We start from the raw sequence: 23,316 nt of genomic DNA, 5'->3' as shown, positions 1-23,316 counted from the left end.
CCCATGCGCAAACTGCAAAACACGCTCTACATCACCACTCAAGGCAGCTACCTGCATAAGGAGCGGGAGACGCTGGTGGTGGAGCAGGAGCGCAAGAAGGTGGCGCAGTTGCCGGTGCATTCCATTGGACATATTTTCTGTTTTGGGAATGTGCTGGTATCGCCGTTTTTGCTGGGATTTTGCGGTGAAAATAATGTGAATTTGGCGTTTTTTACCGAAAACAGTCGTTTCTTGGGGCGGCTTCAGGGGCGGCAGAGCGGTAATGTGCTGTTGCGACGGGCGCAGTATCGGGTGTCGGAGCAAAATCCCGTGCCGATTGCGCGGAACATTATCGCGGCGAAGATTCAGGCGAGTAAGCGGGTGCTTCAGCGGCAGATTCGCAATTACGGAGAGAATGCGGCGATTCAAAGTGCGGTCGATGCTTTGAATATCTCGCTGCGGCAGTTGAAGGGCGCGGCGGAGCTGGACGTGGTGCGCGGCATTGAAGGCGATGCGGCGGCGCGTTATTTCGGCGTGTTCGGGCAGCTTTTGAGCGAAAAAAGCGGCTTTACTTTTGACGGGCGCAACCGCCGTCCGCCCAGAGACGGGGTGAATGCGCTGTTGTCGTTTGTGTACAGCATTCTGGGCAAGGACATCAGCGGCGCGCTGCAAGGCGTGGGACTGGACCCGCAGGTGGGCTTTCTGCACGCCGACCGACCCGGGCGCGACAGTTTGGCGCAAGATATTTTGGAAGAATTCCGCGCGTGGTGGGCGGACAGGTTGGTGTTGTCGCTGATTAACCGCGGGCAAATCAAACCGCAGGATTTTGTTACCGAGGCAAGCGGCGCGGTGAGTCTGAAAGCCGAGGCGCGTAAGCTCTTGTTCCAAGCCTTGCAGGCGAAAAAGCAGGAGAAAATCGTTCATCCGTTTTTAGGCGAGGAAGTGGAAATTGGGTTGCTGCCGTATATTCAGGCAATGCTGCTGGCGCGCCATTTGCGTGGGGATTTGGCGGAATACCCGCCGTTTTTGATGAGATAGGTTTGCAGACTGCCTGAAAACGGGTTGGATGCTTTCAGACGACCTCTAAAGCAGCCTGCACGTGGGAATACAAAATGCTGATGCTGATTACTTACGATATTTCTCTGGAAGACGCCGAAGGACAGGCAAGGCTGCGGCGCGTGGCGAAATTGTGTCTGGACTACGGCGTGCGCGTGCAGTATTCTGTGTTCGAATGCGACATCGCGCCCGACCAGTGGGTTGTTTTAAAAGACAAACTCTTGAAAACCTACAACCCTGAAACCGACAGCCTGCGCTTTTACCATCTGGGCAGCAAATGGCGGCGCAAAGTAGAGCACCACGGCGCGAAACCGGCGGTCGATGTGTTTAAGGATACGTTGATTGTGTGAATCGCTAACCTGTTGTTCTCATGAAAATGTGGCAAGATTAGCGAATTAGGATTGTTCTTTAACAATCAGGATATTGCGAATGTGGGTGTAACAGAAAAGGCTGTGTTATACTCGCATTTCTGCTTTTCTTGAGAGTTTAGCGAAATCGGATTTGAGAAACCTGATGGAGCAAGGCTTTTGAGAGAGGCTCCAGCCGCCTTCAGGCGGCTGTGTGTTGAAACAAACTCTACTCCGCCGCCGTGTGGGGGCTGATTTTCCAGCCGCCTTCAGGCGGCTGTGTGTTGAAACCATGCCTGGCTGCGGCTGTATTGATTAAAGGGTACCAGCCGCCTTCAGGCGGCTGTGTGTTGAAACGTTGGTCAGGGCGACTTTGAATAAATAGGTGTCGCCCAGCCGCCTTCAGGCGGCTGTGTGTTGAAACGGCGGTTGTGTGCGTGATGGCGGCGGTCAGGGCGGAGCCAGCCGCCTTCAGGCGGCTGTGTGTTGAAACTTCATATCCAGCCTTGCCCTTTTCGATCATCGTCCAGCCGCCTTCAGGCGGCTGTGTGTTGAAACTTTCCAGTAAACCAGCTCGACGGTAAATTTATGCCCAGCCGCCTTCAGGCGGCTGTGTGTTGAAACAGTGTTTTTGCTTTCGGCAACGCGCACGATGACGCCAGCCGCCTTCAGGCGGCTGTGTGTTGAAACGCCAACACTTTGACCAAAGCATTGCCGCCGCCGCCAGCCGCCTTCAGGCGGCTGTGTGTTGAAACCTTGCCTGCGGCCTATTGATGAACGGCCTGCTCAACCAGCCGCCTTCAGGCGGCTGTGTGTTGAAACCAAGCCCAGCCCAATCGGCTGACGAGACCGTCGCCAGCCGCCTTCAGGCGGCTGTGTGTTGAAACCAGTTGGTTGAACTGCATTACTACTTCGTGGCTCCCAGCCGCCTTCAGGCGGCTGTGTGTTGAAACCCCGGCGTGGAGCTTGCAAGCGAGAGTAGCCATCACCAGCCGCCTTCAGGCGGCTGTGTGTTGAAACATGCACCAAAAAATCAGAATTGCTTGTTCTGATTCGCCAGCCGCCTTCAGGCGGCTGTGTGTTGAAACCACTTGAGCGGACAACTCCTGAATCGCTTTAACCCCAGCCGCCTTCAGGCGGCTGTGTGTTGAAACCAGCATTTCCAAGCTGTCGGGATTGAGTGGCTCCGTCCAGCCGCCTTCAGGCGGCTGTGTGTTGAAACAGACAACATCAAATCGTCTGCTGTGATTTGGTCGCAGCCAGCCGCCTTCAGGCGGCTGTGTGTTGAAACTACTCTCTTGATGTACCGGCATTTTGGGATAAATCCAGCCGCCTTCAGGCGGCTGTGTGTTGAAACTCGCAATCGGGCTTTGAAATCCTCGATAATTGCAACCAGCCGCCTTCAGGCGGCTGTGTGTTGAAACTGCTGATGACGTAGGAATTGATTTAGAAGCCCCGACCAGCCGCCTTCAGGCGGCTGTGTGTTGAAACATCTTTTTAGACAACAACCGCCCTGAAGTTACCGAACCAGCCGCCTTCAGGCGGCTGTGTGTTGAAACCGTGAACCAGTCGCCATCATCAAAGCCGCCAACGCCAGCCGCCTTCAGGCGGCTGTGTGTTGAAACGGTGTTTTTGCTGTCGTTAACGCGCACGATGACGACCCAGCCGCCTTCAGGCGGCTGTGTGTTGAAACTGCTACCTGAGCTTGTGTAAGCCCAAATTGTTTTCCCAGCCGCCTTCAGGCGGCTGTGTGTTGAAACAATTTTGCTTTGCAGCGCTTGGCGCTGGCCTGCCCCAGCCGCCTTCAGGCGGCTGTGTGTTGAAACAGCTCGGCAGAGCCGGAGGCAGTCAGTTCTTTTGCCAGCCGCCTTCAGGCGGCTGTGTGTTGAAACCATCAGGCTCGGATGCATCGGCTTGTCGAGCGCCCCAGCCGCCTTCAGGCGGCTGTGTGTTGAAACGGTTTTCTTGGTGGTCGTGGCGCGCGCGTGGGATTCCAGCCGCCTTCAGGCGGCTGTGTGTTGAAACTCAAAGCGATTGGGCGTATCTGTACCTGATTGGCACCAGCCGCCTTCAGGCGGCTGTGTGTTGAAACAAAACGTTGAGTGACAACAAAAATGTTTTTATCAGCCAGCCGCCTTCAGGCGGCTGTGTGTTGAAACGTTGTCAATCAACATCAGCTCACGCTGGCCGAAGCCAGCCGCCTTCAGGCGGCTGTGTGTTGAAACGCTCTACCCACGGTGGCGGATAACGTCTTACTTTCCAGCCGCCTTCAGGCGGCTGTGTGTTGAAACGAGCCTATGCCCAGTGTTTTGCCTGTATTTGTATCCCAGCCGCCTTCAGGCGGCTGTGTGTTGAAACATAGACTTCTGGACGCGCGTTTTTCATCCCTGATCCAGCCGCCTTCAGGCGGCTGTGTGTTGAAACTTCCTGATCGTCTTTGATTCTTAGTGCTTTCATCCAGCCGCCTTCAGGCGGCTGTGTGTTGAAACTTTAATTTATTTGTTTAAGGGGTAGATATGAAAAAACCAGCCGCCTTCAGGCGGCTGTGTGTTGAAACCACGCACAAATCATGCAGCACGTCATCAAGGAAGCCCAGCCGCCTTCAGGCGGCTGTGTGTTGAAACATTTGCCCGGCTATGTCTTTGATGATAGTGTGAGCCAGCCGCCTTCAGGCGGCTGTGTGTTGAAACACAGGGAGCAAGGAAACAGAAAAAGGATTATTGCCCAGCCGCCTTCAGGCGGCTGTGTGTTGAAACAGTTGACGGAATATCAGGAAGCATACGGCGATATCCAGCCGCCTTCAGGCGGCTGTGTGTTGAAACTAAAGGTAAAAAACAGGAAATGCAAGTTTTTGATACCAGCCGCCTTCAGGCGGCTGTGTGTTGAAACAATCGAAATGCAAAAGGCGGTTTTAGCCGACCAACCAGCCGCCTTCAGGCGGCTGTGTGTTGAAACGCGCCATAGTTTCATGGCGCGGCCGTAGGTCAGATCCAGCCGCCTTCAGGCGGCTGTGTGTTGAAACCGTATGGCTTGAAGCGATTGAGATTATTCCAGTAACCAGCCGCCTTCAGGCGGCTGTGTGTTGAAACATAAACCGCGTTAAAAACGATGTACCGCGCCCGAACCAGCCGCCTTCAGGCGGCTGTGTGTTGAAACCGCCCATAACCAAGACAGACGAATCAGCTTTACTCCAGCCGCCTTCAGGCGGCTGTGTGTTGAAACAGCCATCGGACAGGGAGCGGAACGTTTTTATTCTAGGGCCAGCCGCCTTCAGGCGGCTGTGTGTTGAAACAGGCGTTATTCGACATCATCAACGGCGAATCGTTCCAGCCGCCTTCAGGCGGCTGTGTGTTGAAACCGGGCTGACGAAGCTGTCAAAACCTGCCTATGGTTCCAGCCGCCTTCAGGCGGCTGTGTGTTGAAACTTGTTGGTTTTCTCGCAACTCTCTCTTTGATTTTCCAGCCGCCTTCAGGCGGCTGTGTGTTGAAACCGTCTGAAAAAGTGTTTTCGCTCTACCCACGGTGGCCAGCCGCCTTCAGGTGGCTGTGTGTTGAAACTCGGTAGTTGTTTGTACCTACAAGCACAAACCAAAAGCCAGCCGCCTTCAGGCGGCTGTGTGTTGAAACTTCTTCGGGGATAAGCAGCTCGGCGATGACTTGCCCAGCCGCCTTCAGGCGGCTGTGTGTTGAAACATCATAAACGTATTCATAAAACAATGAATATTCATCCAGCCGCCTTCAGGCGGCTGTGTGTTGAAACCAATGCGGCGAGGCGGCGTTTCAAGTCGCTGTCGCCAGCCGCCTTCAGGCGGCTGTGTGTTGAAACTGATATCCGGTCAGCTCAGGCTTACGCTCTCTCGCCCAGCCGCCTTCAGGCGGCTGTGTGTTGAAACCCCATAACTTGGACAGTTTGTAGTCTGTTCGTATCCAGCCGCCTTCAGGCGGCTGTGTGTTGAAACAGCCCGAATGGCGGTGTAGTCGGTTCAAATTAGAAACCAGCCGCCTTCAGGCGGCTGTGTGTTGAAACAGCTTGGGTTTCTTACAACAACAGCGAATTCAATCCAGCCGCCTTCAGGCGGCTGTGTGTTGAAACCGATGTCTTACGTCTGTATGGCCGTTGAAAAGCTCCAGCCGCCTTCAGGCGGCTGTGTGTTGAAACAAAAATTCAAAAACCCAACCATCTTCATGCGTCCCAGCCGCCTTCAGGCGGCTGTGTGTTGAAACATTGAAGGAATTGAAGCCATGTACAAATTAGGTAGCCAGCCGCCTTCAGGCGGCTGTGTGTTGAAACGACACCGCCGTCGACGCCGTCGCCTACGTCAACGACCAGCCGCCTTCAGGCGGCTGTGTGTTGAAACCCCCAAAGGGTCAATAGGCTTTTAACAACTTTTTCCAGCTGCCTTCAGGCGGCTGTATGTTGAAACTCTAGCAACTACGAATTCTATGACAACCTATTCCGTCAGCCGCCTTTGGGTGGCTGTATGTTCAAATATCGTCCAAGCAGGCTACTCTTCTTCGGTGTACAGGAAATGGCCTGCCAGATGGGAAAGTTGCATGACTTAGGGAAATATTCGGAAGCCTTTAACCGCCGATTGCATGGTGGCCCATCAGTCGATCATGCTACCGTCGGAGCTAAAATTGCAAAAATGCTTGCTTTATAGAGAATTCCAAAGTATAAGCTGTTGTTTTCTTTCTTAGGCTAAATAACTTTAATTAATGAATTAAAAGGCAAAAATAATGGAAAATAAACAAACCAATTCAACCATCAAATCTCGTGCGGCGGTGGCATTCGCCCCAAATCAACCCTTACAAATTGTGGAAATCGACGTAGAAATGCCACGCAAAGGCGAGGTATTAATTCGTAATACTCACACGGGCGTGTGCCATACTGATGCATTTACGTTATCAGGAAGCGATCCTGAAGGCGTATTCCCTGTGGTGCTTGGGCATGAAGGTGCCGGTGTGGTGGTTGCTGTGGGCGAAGGTGTGTCAAGCGTAAAACCGGGTGATCACGTCATTCCTCTTTATACCGCTGAATGTGGCGAATGTGAGTTTTGTCGTTCAGGTAAAACCAACTTATGCGTCTCAGTCCGTGATACACAAGGTAAAGGTTTAATGCCGGACGGCACGACGCGTTTTTCTTATCAAGGTCAGCCGATCTATCACTATATGGGCTGTTCGACCTTCAGTGAATACTCAGTTGTTGCAGAAGTTTCACTGGCGAAAATCAACCCAGAAGCGAACCACGAACAAGTATGTTTGCTTGGCTGCGGCATTACCACAGGTATTGGTGCGGTACATAACACAGCAAAAGTACAAGAAGGCGACTCTGTTGCCGTGTTTGGCTTGGGGGCGATTGGTTTGGCTGTCGTGCAAGGTGCGCGTCAAGCCAAAGCGGGTCGCATTATTGCTATTGATACCAATCCTTCAAAATTCGAGCTGGCAAAACAGTTTGGTGCAACTGACTGTTTGAACCCGAACGATTACGATAAACCGATCAAAGATGTGTTGTTAGACATCAATAAATGGGGCATTGACCATACCTTTGAATGTATCGGCAATGTAAACGTAATGCGCCAGGCATTAGAAAGTGCACACCGTGGCTGGGGACAATCCATTATCATCGGCGTAGCGGGTGCAGGCCAAGAAATTTCAACTCGTCCGTTCCAGTTGGTCACAGGTCGTGTTTGGAAAGGCACGGCATTTGGTGGCGTGAAAGGTCGCTCTGAACTTCCGAAAATGGTGGAAGATTCAATGAAAGGCGACATCGAGTTAGAACCGTTTGTGACCCACACAATGACACTTGATCAAATCAATGAAGCCTTCGAGTTAATGCACGAAGGTAAATCGATCCGCTCTGTTATTCATTACTAAGGCCCGCGATGAAACTGATTGAACAACATCAAATTTTCGGCGGTTCGCAACAAGTTTGGGCACATCATGCCCAAACGCTGCAATGCGAAATGAAATTTGCCGTCTATTTGCCGGATAATCAGGAGAATCGACCGCTTGGTGTGATTTATTGGCTTTCCGGTTTGACTTGTACTGAACAAAATTTCATTACCAAATCAGGCTTTCAGCGTTATGCGGCTGAACATCAAGTGATTGTAGTTGCTCCCGATACTAGCCCTCGCGGAGAGCAAGTGCCGAACGATGCTGCTTACGATTTAGGGCAAGGTGCGGGCTTTTATCTTAATGCGACCGAGCAGCCTTGGGCGACGAATTATCAAATGTATGATTATATTTTGAACGAGTTGCCTGGTCTGATTGAGGAAAATTTTCCTACCAACGGCAAATGTTCCATCATGGGACATTCAATGGGTGGACACGGTGCATTGGTATTGGCACTGCGAAACCGAGAACGTTATCAAAGTGTTTCTGCCTTTTCGCCCATTTTGTCGCCAAGCCTTGTGCCTTGGGGAGAAAAAGCCTTTTCTGCCTATTTAGGAGAGGATCGCGAAAAATGGCAGCAATATGATGCCAATTCGCTCATCCAACAAGGCTATAAAGTGCAAGGTATGCGCATTGATCAGGGCTTGGAAGATGAGTTTTTGCCAACACAATTGCGTACCGAGGATTTTATCGAAACCTGTCGTGCGGCAAATCAACCGGCCGATGTGCGCTTCCATAAAGGCTACGATCATAGCTATTACTTCATCGCCAGTTTTATTGGTGAGCATATTGCCTATCATGCGGCATTTTTGAAGTAAACCAAAGAAGTGATTCGTGAATCGAACAAACGTTGGAGTGAACGTTAATTTTTCATGTTAACGAAAATAAAAGGCATCAATCTGATGCCTTTTATTTTTATAAATAATAAAAAGTTCTATTAAAATTAGCTACTTCCTAGAATCAGCATAAGGAGGCCTTTGCAAAACCTCCTTGCTCACTCTACTTAAATATCTCCCCATTCCAATCCAAATCGCTGTAAATATTTCCTCAATCGGTCGCTGTCATTAACTTTTGCCCTTTCTGTTCGGGAGACGTTAAACAATGCACGGCCGGCGGCGGCCATGTTGGGGTGTTTGCGGCATTCGTCGATAACGTGTTGCAATTGTAGCTTGTCGAATAAATCCAATGTGTCCCAATCGACTTTATCGGGATAGTCTTGTATTTTTTCAGACGGCCTTTTATGTAGGAGACCGTCTGAAAAGGGTTCTTCCGACCATAACCATTTGAGGCGTTCGATTTCGGCTTGGACTTGTTCTACCTGTATCCTGCCTTGTGGCGCGAGTGTGGCCAGGCGCATGATGCTGGCGGCGAGGTCGCGGAAGTTGCCGCGCCATGGTGCTTGGTTGGAGTGGGCAAAGTCAAGGTAGACGGATAGGGCTTCTTTGTTGAAGCGGGTGGTTCGGCCGAGTTCTTGTGAGGCTAGGGCGAGCTGGTGTTCGACGTTGGGCTCGATGTCTTCGCGGCGGTTGGCGAGTGCGGGCAGTGGGTAATTCCAGATGTTGATGCGGGCGAATAGGTCTTCGCGGAAGCGTCCGGCGCGGATTTCGTGGCGCAGGTCGCGGTTGGTGCCGGCGATAAGTTGGAAGTCGCTTTTAACTTCGCTGTCGCTGCCGACGGGATAAAAGTGTTTTTCTTCAATGGCTTTGAGCAGCATGGCTTGCTCGTCTAAGCTCAATTCGCCGATTTCGTCTAAAAACAATACGCCGCCGTCAGCAGTTTTCAGATAGCCTTCACGTTTTTCTGCGGCGCCGGTAAAGGCGCCTTTTTTGTGGCCGAACAGGGCAGATGCTGCGCCGTCGCCGCGAAGGGTGGCGCAGTTTACATCGACAAACGTGCCTTTAATCAGATGGCGCGCTTTTTTTAATTCAAAAATCCTGCGTGCCAGCATGGATTTGCCTGCGCCTGTGGGGCCGGAAAGCAGAATGGGGGAAGGGGAATTGAGTGCGACTTGTTCGATTTCGGCAATCATGCGGTTGAAGGCGGTGTTTTGGGTGGAAATACCGCTTTTCAGGTAGCGCACTGCGTCATCGCGTACGGCGGCAAGGCGTTCTGCCAGTACGTCGTAACGAGCCAAGTCTAAATCGATGATTTCATAACTGCCAACATCGCCTGAAATCATGCTGCGTCTTTGATTTTTCGGTGGTGCAGTCTGGAGCAACACCCCCGGAATTTGACGCGATTCTACCAATAAGAACAGGCAGATTTGGGCAACGTGCGTACCTGTGGTGATGTGGGTGAGATAGGTTTCTTCTTCAATATTAAATGGATAGCTCGCGGCCCAGTCGTGCAGTTTGGTATAAACCTCGGAAAAATCCCACGGGTTTGCCAGCTCCATAGGTACGAGATTGACGACTGTGTGCGGCGATACCTGCTGAATATCGGCTTTTACATGATCTGCCAGTTCGCGGTATTTCTCCGCATAAAACAGCTCCATGCGGTCAAGATGAAAATCTTGACGTTGATTCATGGCGACATTCGGCCGCCATTTCAACCAACGCTCTTGATTGAAACCTTTATCCAGCACTGTACCGAGAAAGCTGATGGCGACTTGTTTTTTGGGGTGGGTATTCATGTTCAGACGGCCTTCAAATTATTTTTTCCAATACAAATTTGCCGTTTACTTAACTGCCAGCGTTTGTCCAAATCATCGAATCTCATCATATATTCTTTTATATTTTATTTTCTATATAACTATCTATAAATATATTTTTATTATTTTACGCTTCTTGCTGATAAAAGCTACTTTAAAATATATTTTCTTTATATTCAATAAATTAAAAATTATTTTTGTAAAAATTTTATTCTTGGCACGTTGTTGGCTATGTTGTGAATGTAACGATACAGCAGATGCTTCGGGAAATACAGTTACCGGAGAAAAATTTTCCGTAAATTTAGTTGCTGTGGAGTTACAGGGCGAATGCCAACAAGACTACATTTGGATTAACAGGTTCGAATCCTGTCTCGTCTGATAGACGTTGAACGTCTTGTTTATTTAGTCGCCCACCCTTTTCCAATATGGCAGGCAAATGCCTAGGGAAACTACAACATGGATACCCTTGTGTCGCAGGTTCGAGTCCTGCCTCTGTTGTTCCAAATAGCAGAGTAGCTCAGTTGGTAGAGCGAAGGCATGTTTCCCTGAAAAACTTGTTGCGTGCCATATTACTTTATACGGCAGTAGGCTGATGCTTGAAGAGAGTACATTAACCTTTCACGTTAAAACCGTTTCTCTTCATGTTTATCTGCTACGCTGCCATCATTCGAGGCCGTCTGAAATATTCAGGCGGACCGATATAAAAACCGTTTTTGGTGCATTCGGCAAATGCCGGAGGAATTACAGCCTGTAAAGCTCGAGGTCGCGGGTTCGAATCCCGTCTCTGCCGCCAACTATGGCAGAGTAGCTCAGAGGATAGAGCGCGTAAAAATTTCTTCACTCTTCGTTGCCAGATGTGCCACCCCTTATGGGCGAATGCCATTAGGATTACATTCCTTTCTTGCTACAAACCCGAATGATCCTAATAAAACTAGTCGCCCTACGGCAGTAGGCGGATGCCCGGAAGAGAATACATTAGCTTTCAGTTAAAAACGCTTCTCTTCATCTTTAGCCGCCACACTGCCACCCATTCAAGGCCGTCTGAAAAACAAAGCTAAAACAAGTTCAGACGGCCTCAAACCAACAATATGAAAGAAGATGAAAATGGCTAATACTACCTTGTTTCAATCGATTAAAAACCGTTTTACTAAAACCGATACCTATAACGAAGCCGGCGGCATCGCCTACACGCTGACGCCCAAACAACAGCTGGCACAGCTTGCCGCTACCGGTTGTCTGAACAATACTTTCTATGCCGATGCACAAAGCCAGCTTGACCAAGTGTTGAAATTGGCAGAAAGCCTGGATGCCGAGTTTATCGCCAAAACTGCCGTATATGCCCGTCAAAAAGGTTTTATGAAAGATATGCCTGCGCTGTTGCTTGCCGTGTTGGCGCAAAAAGATGTGAACATGCTCGCCCGCGTATTCGACCAAGTAGTGGACAACGGTAAAATGTTGCGTAACTTCGCACAAATCATCCGTAGCGGCGCAGTCGGCAGAAAATCTTTCGGCAACCGTCCGAAAAAACTGATGCAGACTTGGCTTTTGACCGCCACCGAAAAACAACTGTTGAACGCCGCCGTCGGCAATTCGCCGTCGCTGGCAGACGTGGTCAAAATGGTGCATCCCAAACCGCGTGAAGCATGGCGTGCCGCATGGTTTGCATGGCTGATCGGCAAACCGTACGACCGCGAAGCATTGCCGCCCATTACCCGCGCTTTTGAAGACTACAAACAAAGCCGAGAAGGCGAATTGCCCAATGTTCCTTTCCAAATGCTTACAGCTTTAGACTTGAACAGCGGCGACTGGGCGCAAATCGCCCGCAACGGCTCATGGCAGCAGGTTCGTCAAAACCTGAACACTTTCCTGCGCCACGAAGTGTTTGCGAAAAGCAAAAACATCAAAATGGTGGCAGAAAAACTGCGTGACGAAACCGCCATTGCCCGTGCCCGCGTCCTGCCTTACCAATTGCTGACCGCGTATCAGGCAACATCTAATCAAATGCCGTTTGAAATCCGCGAAGCGCTGCAAGATGCGATGGAAACCGCCGTACAAAACGTACCGGCCATTCGAGGCAAAGTCGTAGTTTGCCCGGACGTCTCCGGCTCTATGCACAGCCCGGTTACCGGCTATCGCGGCAGTGCGTCCACCAAAACCCGCTGCATCGATATTGCCGCGCTCGTATCCGCCGCCATGTTGCGTACTAATCCGCAAGCCCGCGTGATACCGTTTGAACAAATCACGGTAAACGTGAAGCTCAACCCGCGCGACAGCATCATGACTAACGCCGAAAAACTCGCCAATGTCGGCGGCGGCGGAACGGCTTGCAGCGCACCGCTCGCTATGTTGAACCGTGAAAAAGCTGACGTGGATTTGGTTGTCATTGTGTCAGACAACGAAAGTTGGGCAGATGACAGTCAACAATGGGGCGCAACAACCAGCCTGATGAAAGAATGGGACATCCTGAAAAAACGCTGTCCAGAAGCCAAACTCGTTTGCCTGGATATCCAGCCTTACACTACGGCTCAAGCACGAAACCGTCAGGATATCTTGAACATCGGCGGCTTCTCCGACCAAGTATTCTCTCTGATTGGTTCCTTTGCCGAACGAGGTATGGGTACAGATTTCTGGGTAGAAGAGATTGAGAAAACACCGTTGGCAACTGTGAACTGAAGCTAAGGCCGTCTGAAAAAAGGGTAGAAATATTTTTCAGACGGCCTATTGATTCAGGACAAGTTGAGAAAAAGAATAAGGAAACAAAATGCAAAAATTTATCTTAATCCGCGGTCATCAAGGTTCGGGAAAATCGACTTTTGCCGAACAAAAAGCCGCCGAATTTAAAGCGCAGTATCCGGATGCAGAAGTTGTCCGTATTGAAAACGATTTGTTCATTACCGATGAATACGGTGAATATCGTTGGTCGGGCGAAGCGGTGGATAAGGCGCAGAAGCGCGGTAATGCCTTGATGACCGAAACTTTGAGGCTTGGGCGTCAAAATCCGAATCGAAATATTTTGATCATTAATTCCAATACCAACCAAAAAGCTTCGCGTTGCCGTCATTTATTGGATCAGGCGGAGAAAAGCGGTTTTGAAACAGAGGTCTACCGACTACACAATTTCTATCCCAACCTACACGGCGTAAAAGAGCATGACGTGTTGGCGGCGTATATCAAGTTGAACCAAAACCGTGTGGCAAACGAAATCCACATCGAGGCCGTGCAACCGGCAAATGCGGAACAGTTAGAAAAAATCGAACAGATGCAGGCTATCGAGCATAAGCCGCTGGTGTTTGATGAGGCACAGCAAACCTTTGTGACCGATCATTATCTGCAATACGGCAGCCGTAACTTTACTGCCAAAGCATCCAAGCGTTATCCTGAATTGCGCGTGTTGAAATACGCACGCAGTGTGTTCTATAACAACCGCTTTGATGATGCTTTGCTGGAAATGCGCGGTTTGATTATCGATGCGCATAATCGAATCATCGTGCGTCCGTTTAAAAAAGTGTTCAATTATTCGGAACGTATTGCCAAAGGCAGCCGTTACCCGATCCGAATCGGCGACGAGAGATTGGTGGACGCGGTAGTAAAAGTAAACGGCTTCCTCGGCTGCTGCACTTTCGTCTCGCTTTCAGACGACCATCCGTCTAAAGGCGCGGCGTTTGACGGCAAAGTGCTGTATTCGACTACCGGTTCGCTTGATAGCGCGTTTGCCGACATGACCGCAGCACACTGCGCGCAATACGAAACCTTGTTCCGTGCATATCCGAACCATACTTTTTTGTTTGAAATCACAGATGCGAAAGACGTACACATCATACGAGAAGAATTGGGCGAAACCTTAATCGGCTGCATTGAGGTGGCAACAGGCCGTCAGTTTAGCGAAGCGGAATTGGACGAAATCGGCAAACAATACGGCATCCGCCGTCCCGAAATGCTGAAAAATATCACGTTCGGCGAGCTGAAAGGCCGTCTGAAAAACGTGGAACACGAAGGCTTTATGGTATTTGATGCCCAAAACGGCGAAATGCTGTTCAAACTCAAATCGCCGTATTACCTGATTTCCAAGTTTTTAGGACGAAGCAACGAGGGCAATATCGACCGCAAACTCGACAAACGCCACGTCGATGAAGAGTTTTACCCCTTAATCGACTACATCCACGAGCATCAGGAAGCGTTCAATGCTATGCCGGAATTGGATAAAATCGCGTTCATTCAGGCGTTTTTGAAGCAGTTGTAAGGCCGTCTGAAAAAATGCTATATGCTTGTGTTAGTATAGCGCTGGCGGATGGAGTGTTTCATCTGCCATACTTTTAGTGAATAAGGAAAAACAATGAAAAAAACAAGTATCGTTAGGAAACTGATGCTCGCCATTGCTATGCTTCCGTTAGCTGTTCAAACTGCGCAGGCTGAGGAGTTTGGGTCTTTCGGTGCTCCGCCTAAAGGCTTCAAAGTCGGCTATCAAACCGCGCAAAATGGTGTGACATTGATAGAACTTGTGCCGCAGAAACAGACTGTGGAAGACTGGACGCAAATGGTCACGCTGCAATCCATGGCAGGTATGAAACCGGGTGTTGAGCAGTTTTTCGGCAATCTTTCAGCCTCATGGCAGAATGCCTGTCCGCAAAGTAGTGTCAACCCAATAACGGCAGGTGAAGAAAACGGCTATCCATTCGCTTTGGTGATGTTGTTTTGCGCCAACAATCCGCAAACCAGTAAACCTGAATTTACTTGGATAAAAGCCGTACAGGGTAACGAAGCTTTGTACGTGAAGCAATATGCTTTCCGTTACGAGCCGACGAAGGCCGAGTTGACCAATGCCGTCATGCATTTGCGCAATTTACGCGTCTGCGACAACAGCGCAGGACATCCTTGCAATAAAAAAGGAAAATAAGCATTTAAATATTTTCAGACGGCCTTACCGGTTTTGCTAAAGCGAAACGTAACAAGGCCGTCTGAAAACATATGGAGCAACACGTATTTATTTTCCGCGCTCGTACGCTTCAATTTCGCCAACCTTAGGCGCATAACCGCTGCTTGTGTCGTGGCGCAAATCCAACCAAATATCGACCAATGCCCAAGCAGCCGGAGCGGCAATCACGTTTTGCCCCATACATAAAACCTGAGCATTATAGTTTTCCACCGAGCCGCGGAGCGTGAGTAAATCGTGCGCTGTCGCTGCCCGTATGCCGCGCACTTTATTGGCGGCGATTGCCGTGCCCACGCCGGTACCGCAAATCAACAGCGCACGATCGGCGCGTCCTGCCGCGACTTCTTCGGCCGCGGCAAACGAGAGTTGCGGATAGGTTCCTTTTGGTGAGGATAAATCGACCAAGCTGCTGACGCGCGGGTCGTTTTGCAGATGCGCTTTGAGCGCGTCTTTCAATATTGCGCCGTTGGCCGGCGCGGCAATAACCAAACGCATAAAAACTCCTTGAAGCACACAATAAACATTATTCAGCATACGCCTGCGCGTGATACGATTCAAGCTTGCAACGCAGAGAGCACGGCATGAGCAAAACCTACTTCACATCAGACCTACATTTTTCACATAAAAACATTGCCAAATTCTGCCCGCAATTTCGACCGTTCGATAACGTGGAGCAGATGGATGAATTTTTAATCCGGACATGGAATGAAACCGTTACGCCTGAAGATACGGTGTACAACTTGGGCGATTTTTCCTTTGCCCAAGACTACAAGCAGATAGAGCGCGTTTTGTCGCGTTTGAACGGGCAACATCACTTGATTTACGGCAATCATGATCATGTGATTCGGCAGCATGCCGATTTTTTTCGCAGCCAAACCAAGCATGACGGGCATCCGCTGCTGTCGTCCATACGGCCGTATTTGAAACTCAAATCGCCGGAAATTAAGAATACGCTGGTTCTCTTTCACTATCCGATTCAGGAATGGGACGGCTGCTATCAGGGCTGGTATCACTTGTACGGCCATTTGCATGACAGGGTGGCGGAAATCAAAGGGCGTGCTTTAAATGTCGGATTTGATTTGCACGGCCGCTTTTTGACGGCGCAAGACGTCGATAAGTTTTTGTGTGATTTGCCTAAAATTTCGTATTTTGGTGAAGTTGGCTTGAAAGCCCAATCGCCGGAAGAAGCGGCAGAGCTGGTGTCTCGGAAACTGGCGCAGTTAAATCAGGTATAATTTCAGACGGCCTTTGCGGATTTTCGGCAAAGGCCGTCTGAATATCAATTTCCCATTTTTGAGTGATACATGGAAAACCTTTTGGCTTACTTACTACAAAAATCAGCCTCCCCAATCAAACCGGCAAGGACAAGTCATGAGCGGTAAGCCTTTGAAGTATCCTGTTTCCGCTTTGGTCGTTTTGCATGATAAAGACGGCAATATCCTGCTGATTGAACGCACGGCGCCGCAAGGTTTTTGGCAGTCAGTTACCGGCAGCTTGGAAGAGGGCGAGCGCATCGAAGAAACCGCATGGCGCGAAGTGTGGGAAGAAACCGGTATCCGCCTTGCAGACGGACAGCTGGAAAACTGGCACGACAGCACCGTTTATGAAATCTATCATCACTGGCGCCATCGCTATCCCAAAGGTGTTTTTGAAAACCGCGAACACATCTTCTCCGCCCAAATTCCGCGCGATACGCCCATCGTCCTGCAACCGGACGAACACGTTGCCTACGGTTGGTTTGGTGCGGAAGAGGCGGCGGAAAAAGTGTTTTCCCCTTCCAATAAACGCGCAATTTTAGAATTGGTCAAAAGGCTGAATGCCAAAAAGGCCGTCTGAATACGACAGTTTCACATTTTCAGACGGCCTTGGGTTTGTTATACTTTCGCCGTTTGACTCTCTTTAAAATCAAAGGAAACCATCATGGCAGACTTCAACAAAATCCTGACCCCGGGCGACGTGGACGGCGGCATCATCAACGTTGTCAACGAAATCCCTGCGGGCAGCAACCACAAAATCGAATGGAACCGCAAACTGGCCGCTTTCCAACTCGACCGCGTTGAACCGGCAATTTTCGCCAAACCGACCAACTACGGCTTCATTCCACAAACGTTGGACGAAGACGGCGACGAATTGGACGTATTGCTGGTTACCGAGCAGCCTTTGGCAACCGGTATTTTCCTGGAAGCACGCGTTATCGGCGTGATGAAATTCGTTGACGACGGCGAAGTGGACGACAAAATCGTCTGCGTTCCGGCCGATGACCGCAACAACGGCAACGCCTACAAAACTTTGGCCGATTTGCCGCAACAACTGATCAAACAAATCGAGTTCCACTTCAACCACTACAAAGACCTGAAAAAAGCAGGTACTACTAAAGTTGAATCTTGGGGCGATGTAGAAGAAGCGAAACAAGTCATCAAAGAATCTATCGAACGTTGGAACAAACAAGCCTAATCGGTTTGTCCCGTTCAATATCAAGGCCGTCTGAAAGCAAAGTTCAGACGGCCTTTTTATGTTTCAAACCAATATAACAAAATCGTCTTTAAAACAAACAAACCATTCTTTCTCATTTTCAGACGGCCTCATTAAAGTAACGCCTATATCAAAAATAAGGAGTGCTTCAATGACTGCTACCACAACCGACCCACGAGCCAAGCTGCCTGAGACGCCTTTGTCCGGTAACGAGGCCTTGAAAGAGCGCAGTGATTATCTGCACGGTACGATTAAGGAAGAGTTGAAAGATGATTTTACCGGCGGCTTTACCGCCGACAACTTTCAGCTTATCCGCTTCCACGGGATGTACGAACAGGACAACCGCGATATCCGTGCCGAGCGTACCGAACAAAAACTTGAGCCCTTAAAAAACATGATGTTGCGTTGCCGTTTGCCCGGCGGCATCATTACGCCGAAGCAGTGGCTGGGTATCGATAAATTTGCCGGTGAAAATACGATTTACGGCTCCATCCGCCTGACTAACCGTCAAACCTTCCAATACCACGGGATTCTGAAAACCGATTTAAAACAGGCACATCAGGCATTGCACAAACTAGGTTTGGATTCCATTGCCACAGCCAGCGATGTCAACCGCAATGTGTTGTGCACCAGTAATCCGGTGCAAAGCACGTTGCACCAAGAAGCTTACGAATGGGCGGCGCGCATCAGTATGCACCTTCTGCCGCGCACGATGGCATATGCCGATGTCTGGCTGGACGGCGAAAAAGTGTTCACGACCGAGCCGACCGAGCCTCGCAATAAAGAAATTGCCGATGAGGTCGAGCCGATTTTGGGTAAAACCTATTTGCCGCGCAAATTCAAAACTGCCGTCGTGATTCCGCCCGATAACGATGTGGACATTCATTCCAATGACTTGGGTTTTGTGGCGATTGCAGAAAACGGCAGGTTGGTGGGCTTCAATGTATTGGTCGGCGGCGGTTTATCCAGCGAACACGGTAATACCAAAACCTATCCGAACACTTCTTACGAATTTGGTTTCGTTCCGCTCGAATACACCCTCAACGCCGCCGAAGCCGTCGTCAGCACCCAGCGCGACTGGGGCAACCGCAGCGACCGTAAAGCAGCGCGTACACGCTATACGCTGCAACGCGTCGGTGTGGATGTGTTCAAAGAAGAAGTCGAAAGACGCATGGGCATTAAATTTGAACCCATCCGCCCTTACAAATTCACCCATCGCGGCGACCATATCGGCTGGGTACAAGGGCATGAAGGCAATTGGCATTTGACTTTGTTTATTGAGAATGGCCGTCTGCTCGATTATCCAGGCAGGCCGTTGAAAACAGGTATCCGCGAAATTGCCAAAATCCATCCCGGCGACTTCCGTCTGACGGCTAATCAAAATCTGGTGGTCGCCAATGTGCCACCGGAATTGAAAGACACGATTGATAAAATCGCCAAAGAACATGGATTAATCAGCAAATCGATTACCATCCAGCGTGAGAACTCGATGGCTTGCGTTGCCTTGCCGACTTGCCCGCTGGCGATGGCGGAGGCTGAGCGTTTCCTACCAACATTCTCCGATAAAATTGACGAAATGTTCGCCAAATATGGTTTGGAAGACGAATACATCGTTTTGCGCGTAACCGGTTGCCCCAACGGTTGCGGCCGCGCCATGCTGGCGGAAATTGGTTTGGTCGGCAAAGCGGTTGGCCGCTACAATCTTTACGCAGGCGGCAACCGTGAAGGCACACGCATTCCTCGCCTGTTTAAAGAAAATATTACCGAACCTGAAATCCTTGAAATTGTCGAAGACTGGGTGGCAGATTGGTCTCAAAACCGTTTGGATGAGGAAGGTTTTGGCGATTTCGCCATCCGTACAGGTATCGTCAAACCCGTATTGGATGCACCTCGCGATTTCTGGTCATAATGCATACAGACAGACCCACAAGTCTGCAATAAGAAAATAGAGAAGGGCTAAAGGCCGTCTGAAAAATCAGGATAACTGGTTTTCAGACGGCCTTTTATATTGGGAGCGTTTATAGCAAAGATGGGATATAAAACGAATCAGCGGCGACGGCCAAAGCCCCGGCCCATGCTGGGGCGGCGGTAGTTGGAAGGCTGACGCGCGGTTTCGCGGTAACGCTGTTGCTGTTGAGCGTTTTGTTGTTGGGCATTTTGCTGTTGGGCACGCAGGGTGCGCGTATTCAGCTGTTGGCTGGTACGTCCGTTTGGACGTGCGGTTTGATAATAGTTGGCACGGGCTTGACGTGCAATCGGGCTGTTTTGATTGCGTGCCTGTGTGAATTTGTTCGCCAATGCGTTGCCGATAAATGCACCGGCTGCCGCTCCCACCAAGCTTTGCAGCAGCCAGCTGCCGGTGGATTGGTCGTAGATGTATTGTTGGCCGTCTGTACCGGTTACCGGTTGGCCGTTGTTGCCGTTGGCTTGTGCTTCGGCAGGAATGGTGTCTTTCACGGCTTCAGGCGTGAGCTGGTAAACCGTATTGTCTTCTTGTTGGCCGTTTTGTTGTGCCAACTGTTGTTGCAATGCTTCGATTTGTTTTTGTTGCTGTTCAAGTTGCGCCTGGGTATTGTCTTTGCAGGCAGCGAGGGCGAAAGTGGAAAGGGCGGCTAAGGCAATCAGTTTTTTCATTGTTTTTCCTGAGAGAGGTTTGTCTTTGCCGAGATTTCGGCGGAGTGTGTTTGCCTAATATTAAACCATTTCCCTGTTTTTCAAGTGGTTTTACAAAATAATATTGGAAAGTTGCGCTGCAAATGCACGGCTGTTGGCGGCCAGATTGCCCAGTGCAGGCATTTCGTGTTCGGTTTCGATAATCAGTAGGTTGGCAGGGCGGCGGGTGTGCAGGGACATTTGCATTTCAGCGGGAGAGAAGGGCATGTGATGGCGTTTGGCGAAAGCTTCGGCGCGTTTGTTGGCGGTTTTGAGCATAGGCAGCAGGGTAATATCCAAATGGAAACGGCGTACTCCCAGAACCAAAATACGCGCTGCAAAGAAATCCGCTTCATCAGTAAAAACGCTGGGGCTGCTTTGATTGAAGTCGTGGCGCTCTGCGGCAATCAAAGTCGCGATGGTGCGCACTTGCGGAATCAGAGCTTCGCTGATGAGGCTGTCAGGCGAATCGGGCAAAGTGTGCATGTTGAGCATACTGTTGTGGCTGTTGCTGTCAACGACCATGCGGCAGGTGTGTAACATTTGGGTTTGGCTGTGGATTTTAGTTGAAGCGGTCATGGCTGTATTCCTTATTTCTTAAAAATGGGTGGATTTAAGCGGCCATGGTGGGTATAAAAAAAGCCGCTCAAATGAGGCGGCTCTAATTTGCGTATTTTTAACTTGGTCTGTTTCAGACAAGCGCAAAAAAGTACCGCACGTTTGTGTGGTACCAATAGAAGAAAGTAGCAGAGCGTTGCGCGGTTTGCATGATGAAAATACGTCTTTAATGTATAAAAGAATGAAACGTAGTTTAAAACAAGAATGCCAGTAATTTCAATATCCAATCGACAAAACCCACCAATAAATCTACAAGTTGTTGTAATCATTCCAATTTATTTTCTTTCGAGTGAGTCAAATTTGCACAATTATAAAGCAAAACCGGGTAAATTGATAACAATCCGAGCTGGCTCTTTAAAAAGGCCGTCTGAAATTTAGCTTTCAGACGGCCTTTATTTTTGTTTATCCAATCAATAAACGTCGCGTTGGTAGCGTTTGTCTTCGCGCAGGTCGTTGAGGTAGTCTTCGGCTTCGTCGTGGCTGAGTTTGCCTTGGGTTTCGATGACTTCGATCAGGGCGTTTTCGACATCGCGTGCCATGCGTGCGGCGTCGCCGCAGACGTAGATGTGTGCGCCTTGTTGCAGCCAGTTCCAAACTTCGGCGGCGCGTTCGGCGATTTTGTGTTGGACATAGACTTTATGTTCGCCTTGTCGGCTCCATGCGAGGTCGGCGCGGGTGAGTAGGTCGTCTTTGCGCCATTCGCTCCATTCGAGTTGGTAGAGGAAGTCGTCGGCCAGGCGTTGGTTGCCGAAGAAGAGCCAGTTTTTGCCGCTGTCGCCATTGGCTGCGCGTTGTTGCATAAAGGAGCGGAAGGGGGCGACACCTGTGCCTGCGCCGATCATGATGATGGGGGTATCGCCGTTTTGGGGCAGGCGGAAGTTGGGGTTGGGTTCGACAAAGACGCGGACTTCGCTGCCTTCTTCGAGGCGTTCGCCTAAGTAGCCGGATGCTGCACCGGTGTAGGTGTGGTCGTGGTGGTCGAAACGGACGACGCCTACGGTAAGGTGGACTTCTTCGCCGACTTCGCCTTGTGCGGAGGCGATGGAGTAAAGACGCGGGGTTTGTGGGCGGAATAGGCTGTATAGGGTTTGTGCATCCAGTGGGTGTGGATGGGCCGCAAATACGCCGACGGGCGGTGTGGTGGCAAGGTAGGCGTCCAGTTGGGCTTTATCTGCGGCTATGGTTTTGAGTTTTTCGTTGTTTGTTAATTCGGCGTATTGTTGGACGAAGGCGGGTGTATTTTGGGTAATGTCTGCGGATTCGGTCAGGGCTGTGCGGATGTCGGTTTCGCGGCCGTCTGAAAGTTGGACGGTTTCGTTGCCGTTCAGTTGGTTGAGGTCGAGGATTTCTTGAACGAGGTCGGCAGCATTAAGCGGCCATACGCCGAGCGCGTCGCCTGCCTGATAATGCAAACCTGAGCCGCAGAGGTCGATTTCGATGTGTTCGACGTCTTTTTCCGCGTCGCGCGAGGTGATTTTTTGGCGCACGGATAGGGTGGCTGTGTAGGGGTTTTCTTTGGTGTATGCGATGCCGCTTGGGGTAGCCGGGCTGTGTGCTGCGGTGTTTGCACTAGGGCTTGCTGCTTGGGCGGTCAATTCGGCTACTTTGGGTACGACGGCGGCTACCCATGCGTCGGCATTTGCTTGGAACTCTAAGTCGCAGATGCCCAAGTCGTTCAGACGGCCTGCGCCCAGTTCGGCAAATTTGGCATCAAAGTCTTTGCCTGCTTGGCAGAAGTTGGGATAGGAGGAGTCGCCAAGTCCTAAGACGGCAAAGGTGAGTTTGCTTAGGTCGGGTTTCTTTTTGCCGTAGATGAATTTGTACAGGGGCAGGGCTTCTTCGGGCGGTTCGCCTTCGCCTTGGGTGGAGGTAACCAAAAGGACGATGTCTTCGTCGGGCAGGGTTTTGCTTTTGAAATCACCTGCGCTGCTGAGGCGTGCTTCTACGCCGGCGGCTTGAAGTTTGGCGTGTAAGGATTCGGCAACGCTGCGTGCGTTGCCGGTTTGGGAGGCGGAGAGGACTAATACGCGGCGGCTGACTGTCGGGGCGGCTGCTTGCAGGGCAGATGGTTCGGCTGCTGCGCCGGATACGCCTTGGCTTTGCGCCCAGCAATAGCCGGAGAGCCAGGCAAGTTGGGTGGGGGATAGTGTGGAGAGTTGGACGGAGAGTTCGGGTGGAAGCGGATTGGCTTGGCTCATTTGGATTCCTTTGTTGGACGGCTATAACCGATTGTTTGAATAATGGACAATCGCCACTTTAAACAGGCCGTCTGAAAAAAGGAAAGAATGCTTGGTTTTAATTTAAGATGATTTCGTTATATTCGGGAAGGTATTAGGTCGTCTGGACATGCTCATTCAGACGGCCTTGGATTGGATAGAAACGAGATTTTCAGTTTCCGCTGGAGAGTTTCATCACTACGACACCTGAGATGATGAGAAATGCGCCGAGCCAGCGGCCGAAGTTGGCGGCATCGTTGAAAAATACAACGCCTACCAAAAAAGCCCCTGCCGAGCCTATGCCTGTCCAAACGGCATAGGCCGTCCCCATGGGTATGTTTTTTGGGCGAGGAATAGAAAAAATCTGTTGTCGACAATGCAGGCCAGGGCGGCTGCAATACCCTGCCAATGGTAGCCTTCTTGTTGAGCTAATTTCAGTCCCAAGGGGCAGCTGATTTCCAGTATTCCGGCCAGTATCAGATAAAGCCAACTCATAATGTGTGT

At 50.3% G+C, this 23,316-nt stretch carries 17 protein-coding genes and 1 CRISPR repeat array; of the genes, 11 read left to right on the top strand and 6 right to left on the bottom strand.

The annotated features are described in order from the left end of the window. The first annotated feature begins 3 nt into the window (after positions 1–3). From cas1c to fghA, 4 genes are all read left to right on the top strand, one after another. A complete protein-coding gene (gene cas1c, locus ACTHS8_RS01135) occupies positions 4–1,017 on the top strand; it encodes a type I-C CRISPR-associated endonuclease Cas1c (protein WP_440372736.1) in 1,014 nt (337 codons plus the stop codon). Positions 1,018–1,091: 74 nt separating this feature from the next. After that, positions 1,092–1,385, top strand: coding sequence for a CRISPR-associated endonuclease Cas2 (cas2, locus tag ACTHS8_RS01130; protein ID WP_003685729.1), 294 nt, complete (start codon positions 1,092–1,094; stop codon positions 1,383–1,385). A gap of 189 nt (positions 1,386–1,574) precedes the next feature. Next, a CRISPR array of direct repeats spans positions 1,575–5,806; the repeat unit is 32 nt; unit sequence CCAGCCGCCTTCAGGCGGCTGTGTGTTGAAAC. 313 nt (positions 5,807–6,119) lie between these two features. Then, a complete protein-coding gene (locus ACTHS8_RS01125) occupies positions 6,120–7,256 on the top strand; it encodes an S-(hydroxymethyl)glutathione dehydrogenase/class III alcohol dehydrogenase (protein ID WP_440372735.1) in 1,137 nt (378 codons plus the stop codon). A gap of 8 nt (positions 7,257–7,264) precedes the next feature. Next, a complete protein-coding gene (fghA, locus tag ACTHS8_RS01120; protein WP_440372734.1) occupies positions 7,265–8,092 on the top strand; it encodes an S-formylglutathione hydrolase in 828 nt (275 codons plus the stop codon). A 185-nt stretch (positions 8,093–8,277) separates the two neighbouring features. Here the strand turns inward: fghA and rtcR are convergent, their stop codons facing one another. Next, positions 8,278–9,906, bottom strand: coding sequence for an RNA repair transcriptional activator RtcR (rtcR, locus tag ACTHS8_RS01115; protein WP_440372733.1), 1,629 nt, complete (start codon positions 9,904–9,906; stop codon positions 8,278–8,280). A gap of 1,116 nt (positions 9,907–11,022) precedes the next feature. On the opposite strand from rtcR, the gene ACTHS8_RS01110 reads away from it, so the two are divergent. The 3 genes from ACTHS8_RS01110 (at position 11,023) to ACTHS8_RS01100 (ending at position 14,818) form a co-directional block, all read left to right on the top strand. Then, a complete protein-coding gene (locus ACTHS8_RS01110; RefSeq protein ID WP_440372732.1) occupies positions 11,023–12,597 on the top strand; it encodes a vWA domain-containing protein in 1,575 nt (524 codons plus the stop codon). Positions 12,598–12,685: 88 nt separating this feature from the next. After that, a complete protein-coding gene (locus ACTHS8_RS01105) occupies positions 12,686–14,164 on the top strand; it encodes an RNA ligase (RefSeq protein ID WP_440372731.1) in 1,479 nt (492 codons plus the stop codon). A 93-nt stretch (positions 14,165–14,257) separates the two neighbouring features. After that, positions 14,258–14,818 carry a hypothetical protein gene (locus tag ACTHS8_RS01100; RefSeq protein WP_003746257.1) on the top strand — a complete coding sequence of 187 codons (561 nt, stop codon included), beginning with the start codon at positions 14,258–14,260 and terminating at the stop codon, positions 14,816–14,818. 87 nt (positions 14,819–14,905) lie between these two features. Here ACTHS8_RS01100 and ACTHS8_RS01095 read toward each other — a convergent pair whose 3' ends face one another. After that, a complete protein-coding gene (locus ACTHS8_RS01095; protein WP_440372730.1) occupies positions 14,906–15,349 on the bottom strand; it encodes an RpiB/LacA/LacB family sugar-phosphate isomerase in 444 nt (147 codons plus the stop codon). 86 nt (positions 15,350–15,435) lie between these two features. Here ACTHS8_RS01095 and ACTHS8_RS01090 point away from each other — a divergent pair, with 86 nt between their 5' ends. From ACTHS8_RS01090 to cysI, 4 genes are all read left to right on the top strand, one after another. Continuing rightward, a complete protein-coding gene (locus tag ACTHS8_RS01090) occupies positions 15,436–16,089 on the top strand; it encodes a phosphoesterase (protein ID WP_440372729.1) in 654 nt (217 codons plus the stop codon). A 136-nt stretch (positions 16,090–16,225) separates the two neighbouring features. After that, a complete protein-coding gene (gene nudB / locus ACTHS8_RS01085; RefSeq protein ID WP_070838221.1) occupies positions 16,226–16,690 on the top strand; it encodes a dihydroneopterin triphosphate diphosphatase in 465 nt (154 codons plus the stop codon). A gap of 84 nt (positions 16,691–16,774) precedes the next feature. Then, the gene (locus ACTHS8_RS01080) at positions 16,775–17,308 is read left to right on the top strand and encodes an inorganic diphosphatase (RefSeq protein ID WP_003678634.1); all 534 of its coding nucleotides are present in this window, start codon (positions 16,775–16,777) and stop codon (positions 17,306–17,308) included. Positions 17,309–17,477: 169 nt separating this feature from the next. Further along, positions 17,478–19,235, top strand: a complete 1,758-nt coding sequence (cysI, locus tag ACTHS8_RS01075; protein ID WP_440372728.1) for an assimilatory sulfite reductase (NADPH) hemoprotein subunit — start codon at positions 17,478–17,480, stop codon at positions 19,233–19,235. 137 nt (positions 19,236–19,372) lie between these two features. On the opposite strand, the gene ACTHS8_RS01070 is transcribed toward cysI, so the two are convergent. The 4 genes from ACTHS8_RS01070 to ACTHS8_RS01055 all read right to left on the bottom strand — a co-directional run bounded on the left by ACTHS8_RS01070 (position 19,373) and on the right by ACTHS8_RS01055 (position 23,143). After that, positions 19,373–19,960 carry a hypothetical protein gene (locus ACTHS8_RS01070; protein WP_049351404.1) on the bottom strand — a complete coding sequence of 196 codons (588 nt, stop codon included), beginning with the start codon at positions 19,958–19,960 and terminating at the stop codon, positions 19,373–19,375. A gap of 90 nt (positions 19,961–20,050) precedes the next feature. After that, a complete protein-coding gene (locus tag ACTHS8_RS01065; RefSeq protein WP_440372727.1) occupies positions 20,051–20,557 on the bottom strand; it encodes a hypothetical protein in 507 nt (168 codons plus the stop codon). A gap of 449 nt (positions 20,558–21,006) precedes the next feature. After that, positions 21,007–22,794 carry an assimilatory sulfite reductase (NADPH) flavoprotein subunit gene (locus tag ACTHS8_RS01060; protein ID WP_440372726.1) on the bottom strand — a complete coding sequence of 596 codons (1,788 nt, stop codon included), beginning with the start codon at positions 22,792–22,794 and terminating at the stop codon, positions 21,007–21,009. Between the two features lie 190 nt (positions 22,795–22,984). Further along, positions 22,985–23,143 carry a DMT family transporter gene (locus ACTHS8_RS01055; protein WP_432761038.1) on the bottom strand — a complete coding sequence of 53 codons (159 nt, stop codon included), beginning with the start codon at positions 23,141–23,143 and terminating at the stop codon, positions 22,985–22,987. Between the last annotated feature and the right edge of the window lie 173 nt (positions 23,144–23,316).

Source organism: Neisseria sp. P0016.S008, assembly GCF_051957775.1.
GTDB lineage: Bacteria > Pseudomonadota > Gammaproteobacteria > Burkholderiales > Neisseriaceae > Neisseria > Neisseria flavescens_B.
This window is presented reverse-complemented; position numbering and strand designations above follow the sequence as displayed.

Excerpts from the sequence above, each read along its gene's own strand:
- cas1c (WP_440372736.1), top strand. The coding sequence starts at position 4 with ATGCGCAAACTGCAAAACACGCTCTACATCACCACTCAAGGCAGCTAC.
- cas2 (WP_003685729.1), top strand. The coding sequence starts at position 1,092 with ATGCTGATGCTGATTACTTACGATATTTCTCTGGAAGACGCCGAAGGA.
- ACTHS8_RS01125 (WP_440372735.1), top strand. The coding sequence starts at position 6,120 with ATGGAAAATAAACAAACCAATTCAACCATCAAATCTCGTGCGGCGGTG.
- fghA (WP_440372734.1), top strand. The coding sequence starts at position 7,265 with ATGAAACTGATTGAACAACATCAAATTTTCGGCGGTTCGCAACAAGTT.
- rtcR (WP_440372733.1), bottom strand. The coding sequence starts at position 9,906 with ATGAATACCCACCCCAAAAAACAAGTCGCCATCAGCTTTCTCGGTACA.
- ACTHS8_RS01110 (WP_440372732.1), top strand. The coding sequence starts at position 11,023 with ATGAAAATGGCTAATACTACCTTGTTTCAATCGATTAAAAACCGTTTT.
- ACTHS8_RS01105 (WP_440372731.1), top strand. The coding sequence starts at position 12,686 with ATGCAAAAATTTATCTTAATCCGCGGTCATCAAGGTTCGGGAAAATCG.
- ACTHS8_RS01100 (WP_003746257.1), top strand. The coding sequence starts at position 14,258 with ATGAAAAAAACAAGTATCGTTAGGAAACTGATGCTCGCCATTGCTATG.
- ACTHS8_RS01095 (WP_440372730.1), bottom strand. The coding sequence starts at position 15,349 with ATGCGTTTGGTTATTGCCGCGCCGGCCAACGGCGCAATATTGAAAGAC.
- ACTHS8_RS01090 (WP_440372729.1), top strand. The coding sequence starts at position 15,436 with ATGAGCAAAACCTACTTCACATCAGACCTACATTTTTCACATAAAAAC.
- nudB (WP_070838221.1), top strand. The coding sequence starts at position 16,226 with ATGAGCGGTAAGCCTTTGAAGTATCCTGTTTCCGCTTTGGTCGTTTTG.
- ACTHS8_RS01080 (WP_003678634.1), top strand. The coding sequence starts at position 16,775 with ATGGCAGACTTCAACAAAATCCTGACCCCGGGCGACGTGGACGGCGGC.
- cysI (WP_440372728.1), top strand. The coding sequence starts at position 17,478 with ATGACTGCTACCACAACCGACCCACGAGCCAAGCTGCCTGAGACGCCT.
- ACTHS8_RS01070 (WP_049351404.1), bottom strand. The coding sequence starts at position 19,960 with ATGAAAAAACTGATTGCCTTAGCCGCCCTTTCCACTTTCGCCCTCGCT.
- ACTHS8_RS01065 (WP_440372727.1), bottom strand. The coding sequence starts at position 20,557 with ATGACCGCTTCAACTAAAATCCACAGCCAAACCCAAATGTTACACACC.
- ACTHS8_RS01060 (WP_440372726.1), bottom strand. The coding sequence starts at position 22,794 with ATGAGCCAAGCCAATCCGCTTCCACCCGAACTCTCCGTCCAACTCTCC.
- ACTHS8_RS01055 (WP_432761038.1), bottom strand. The coding sequence starts at position 23,143 with ATGGGGACGGCCTATGCCGTTTGGACAGGCATAGGCTCGGCAGGGGCT.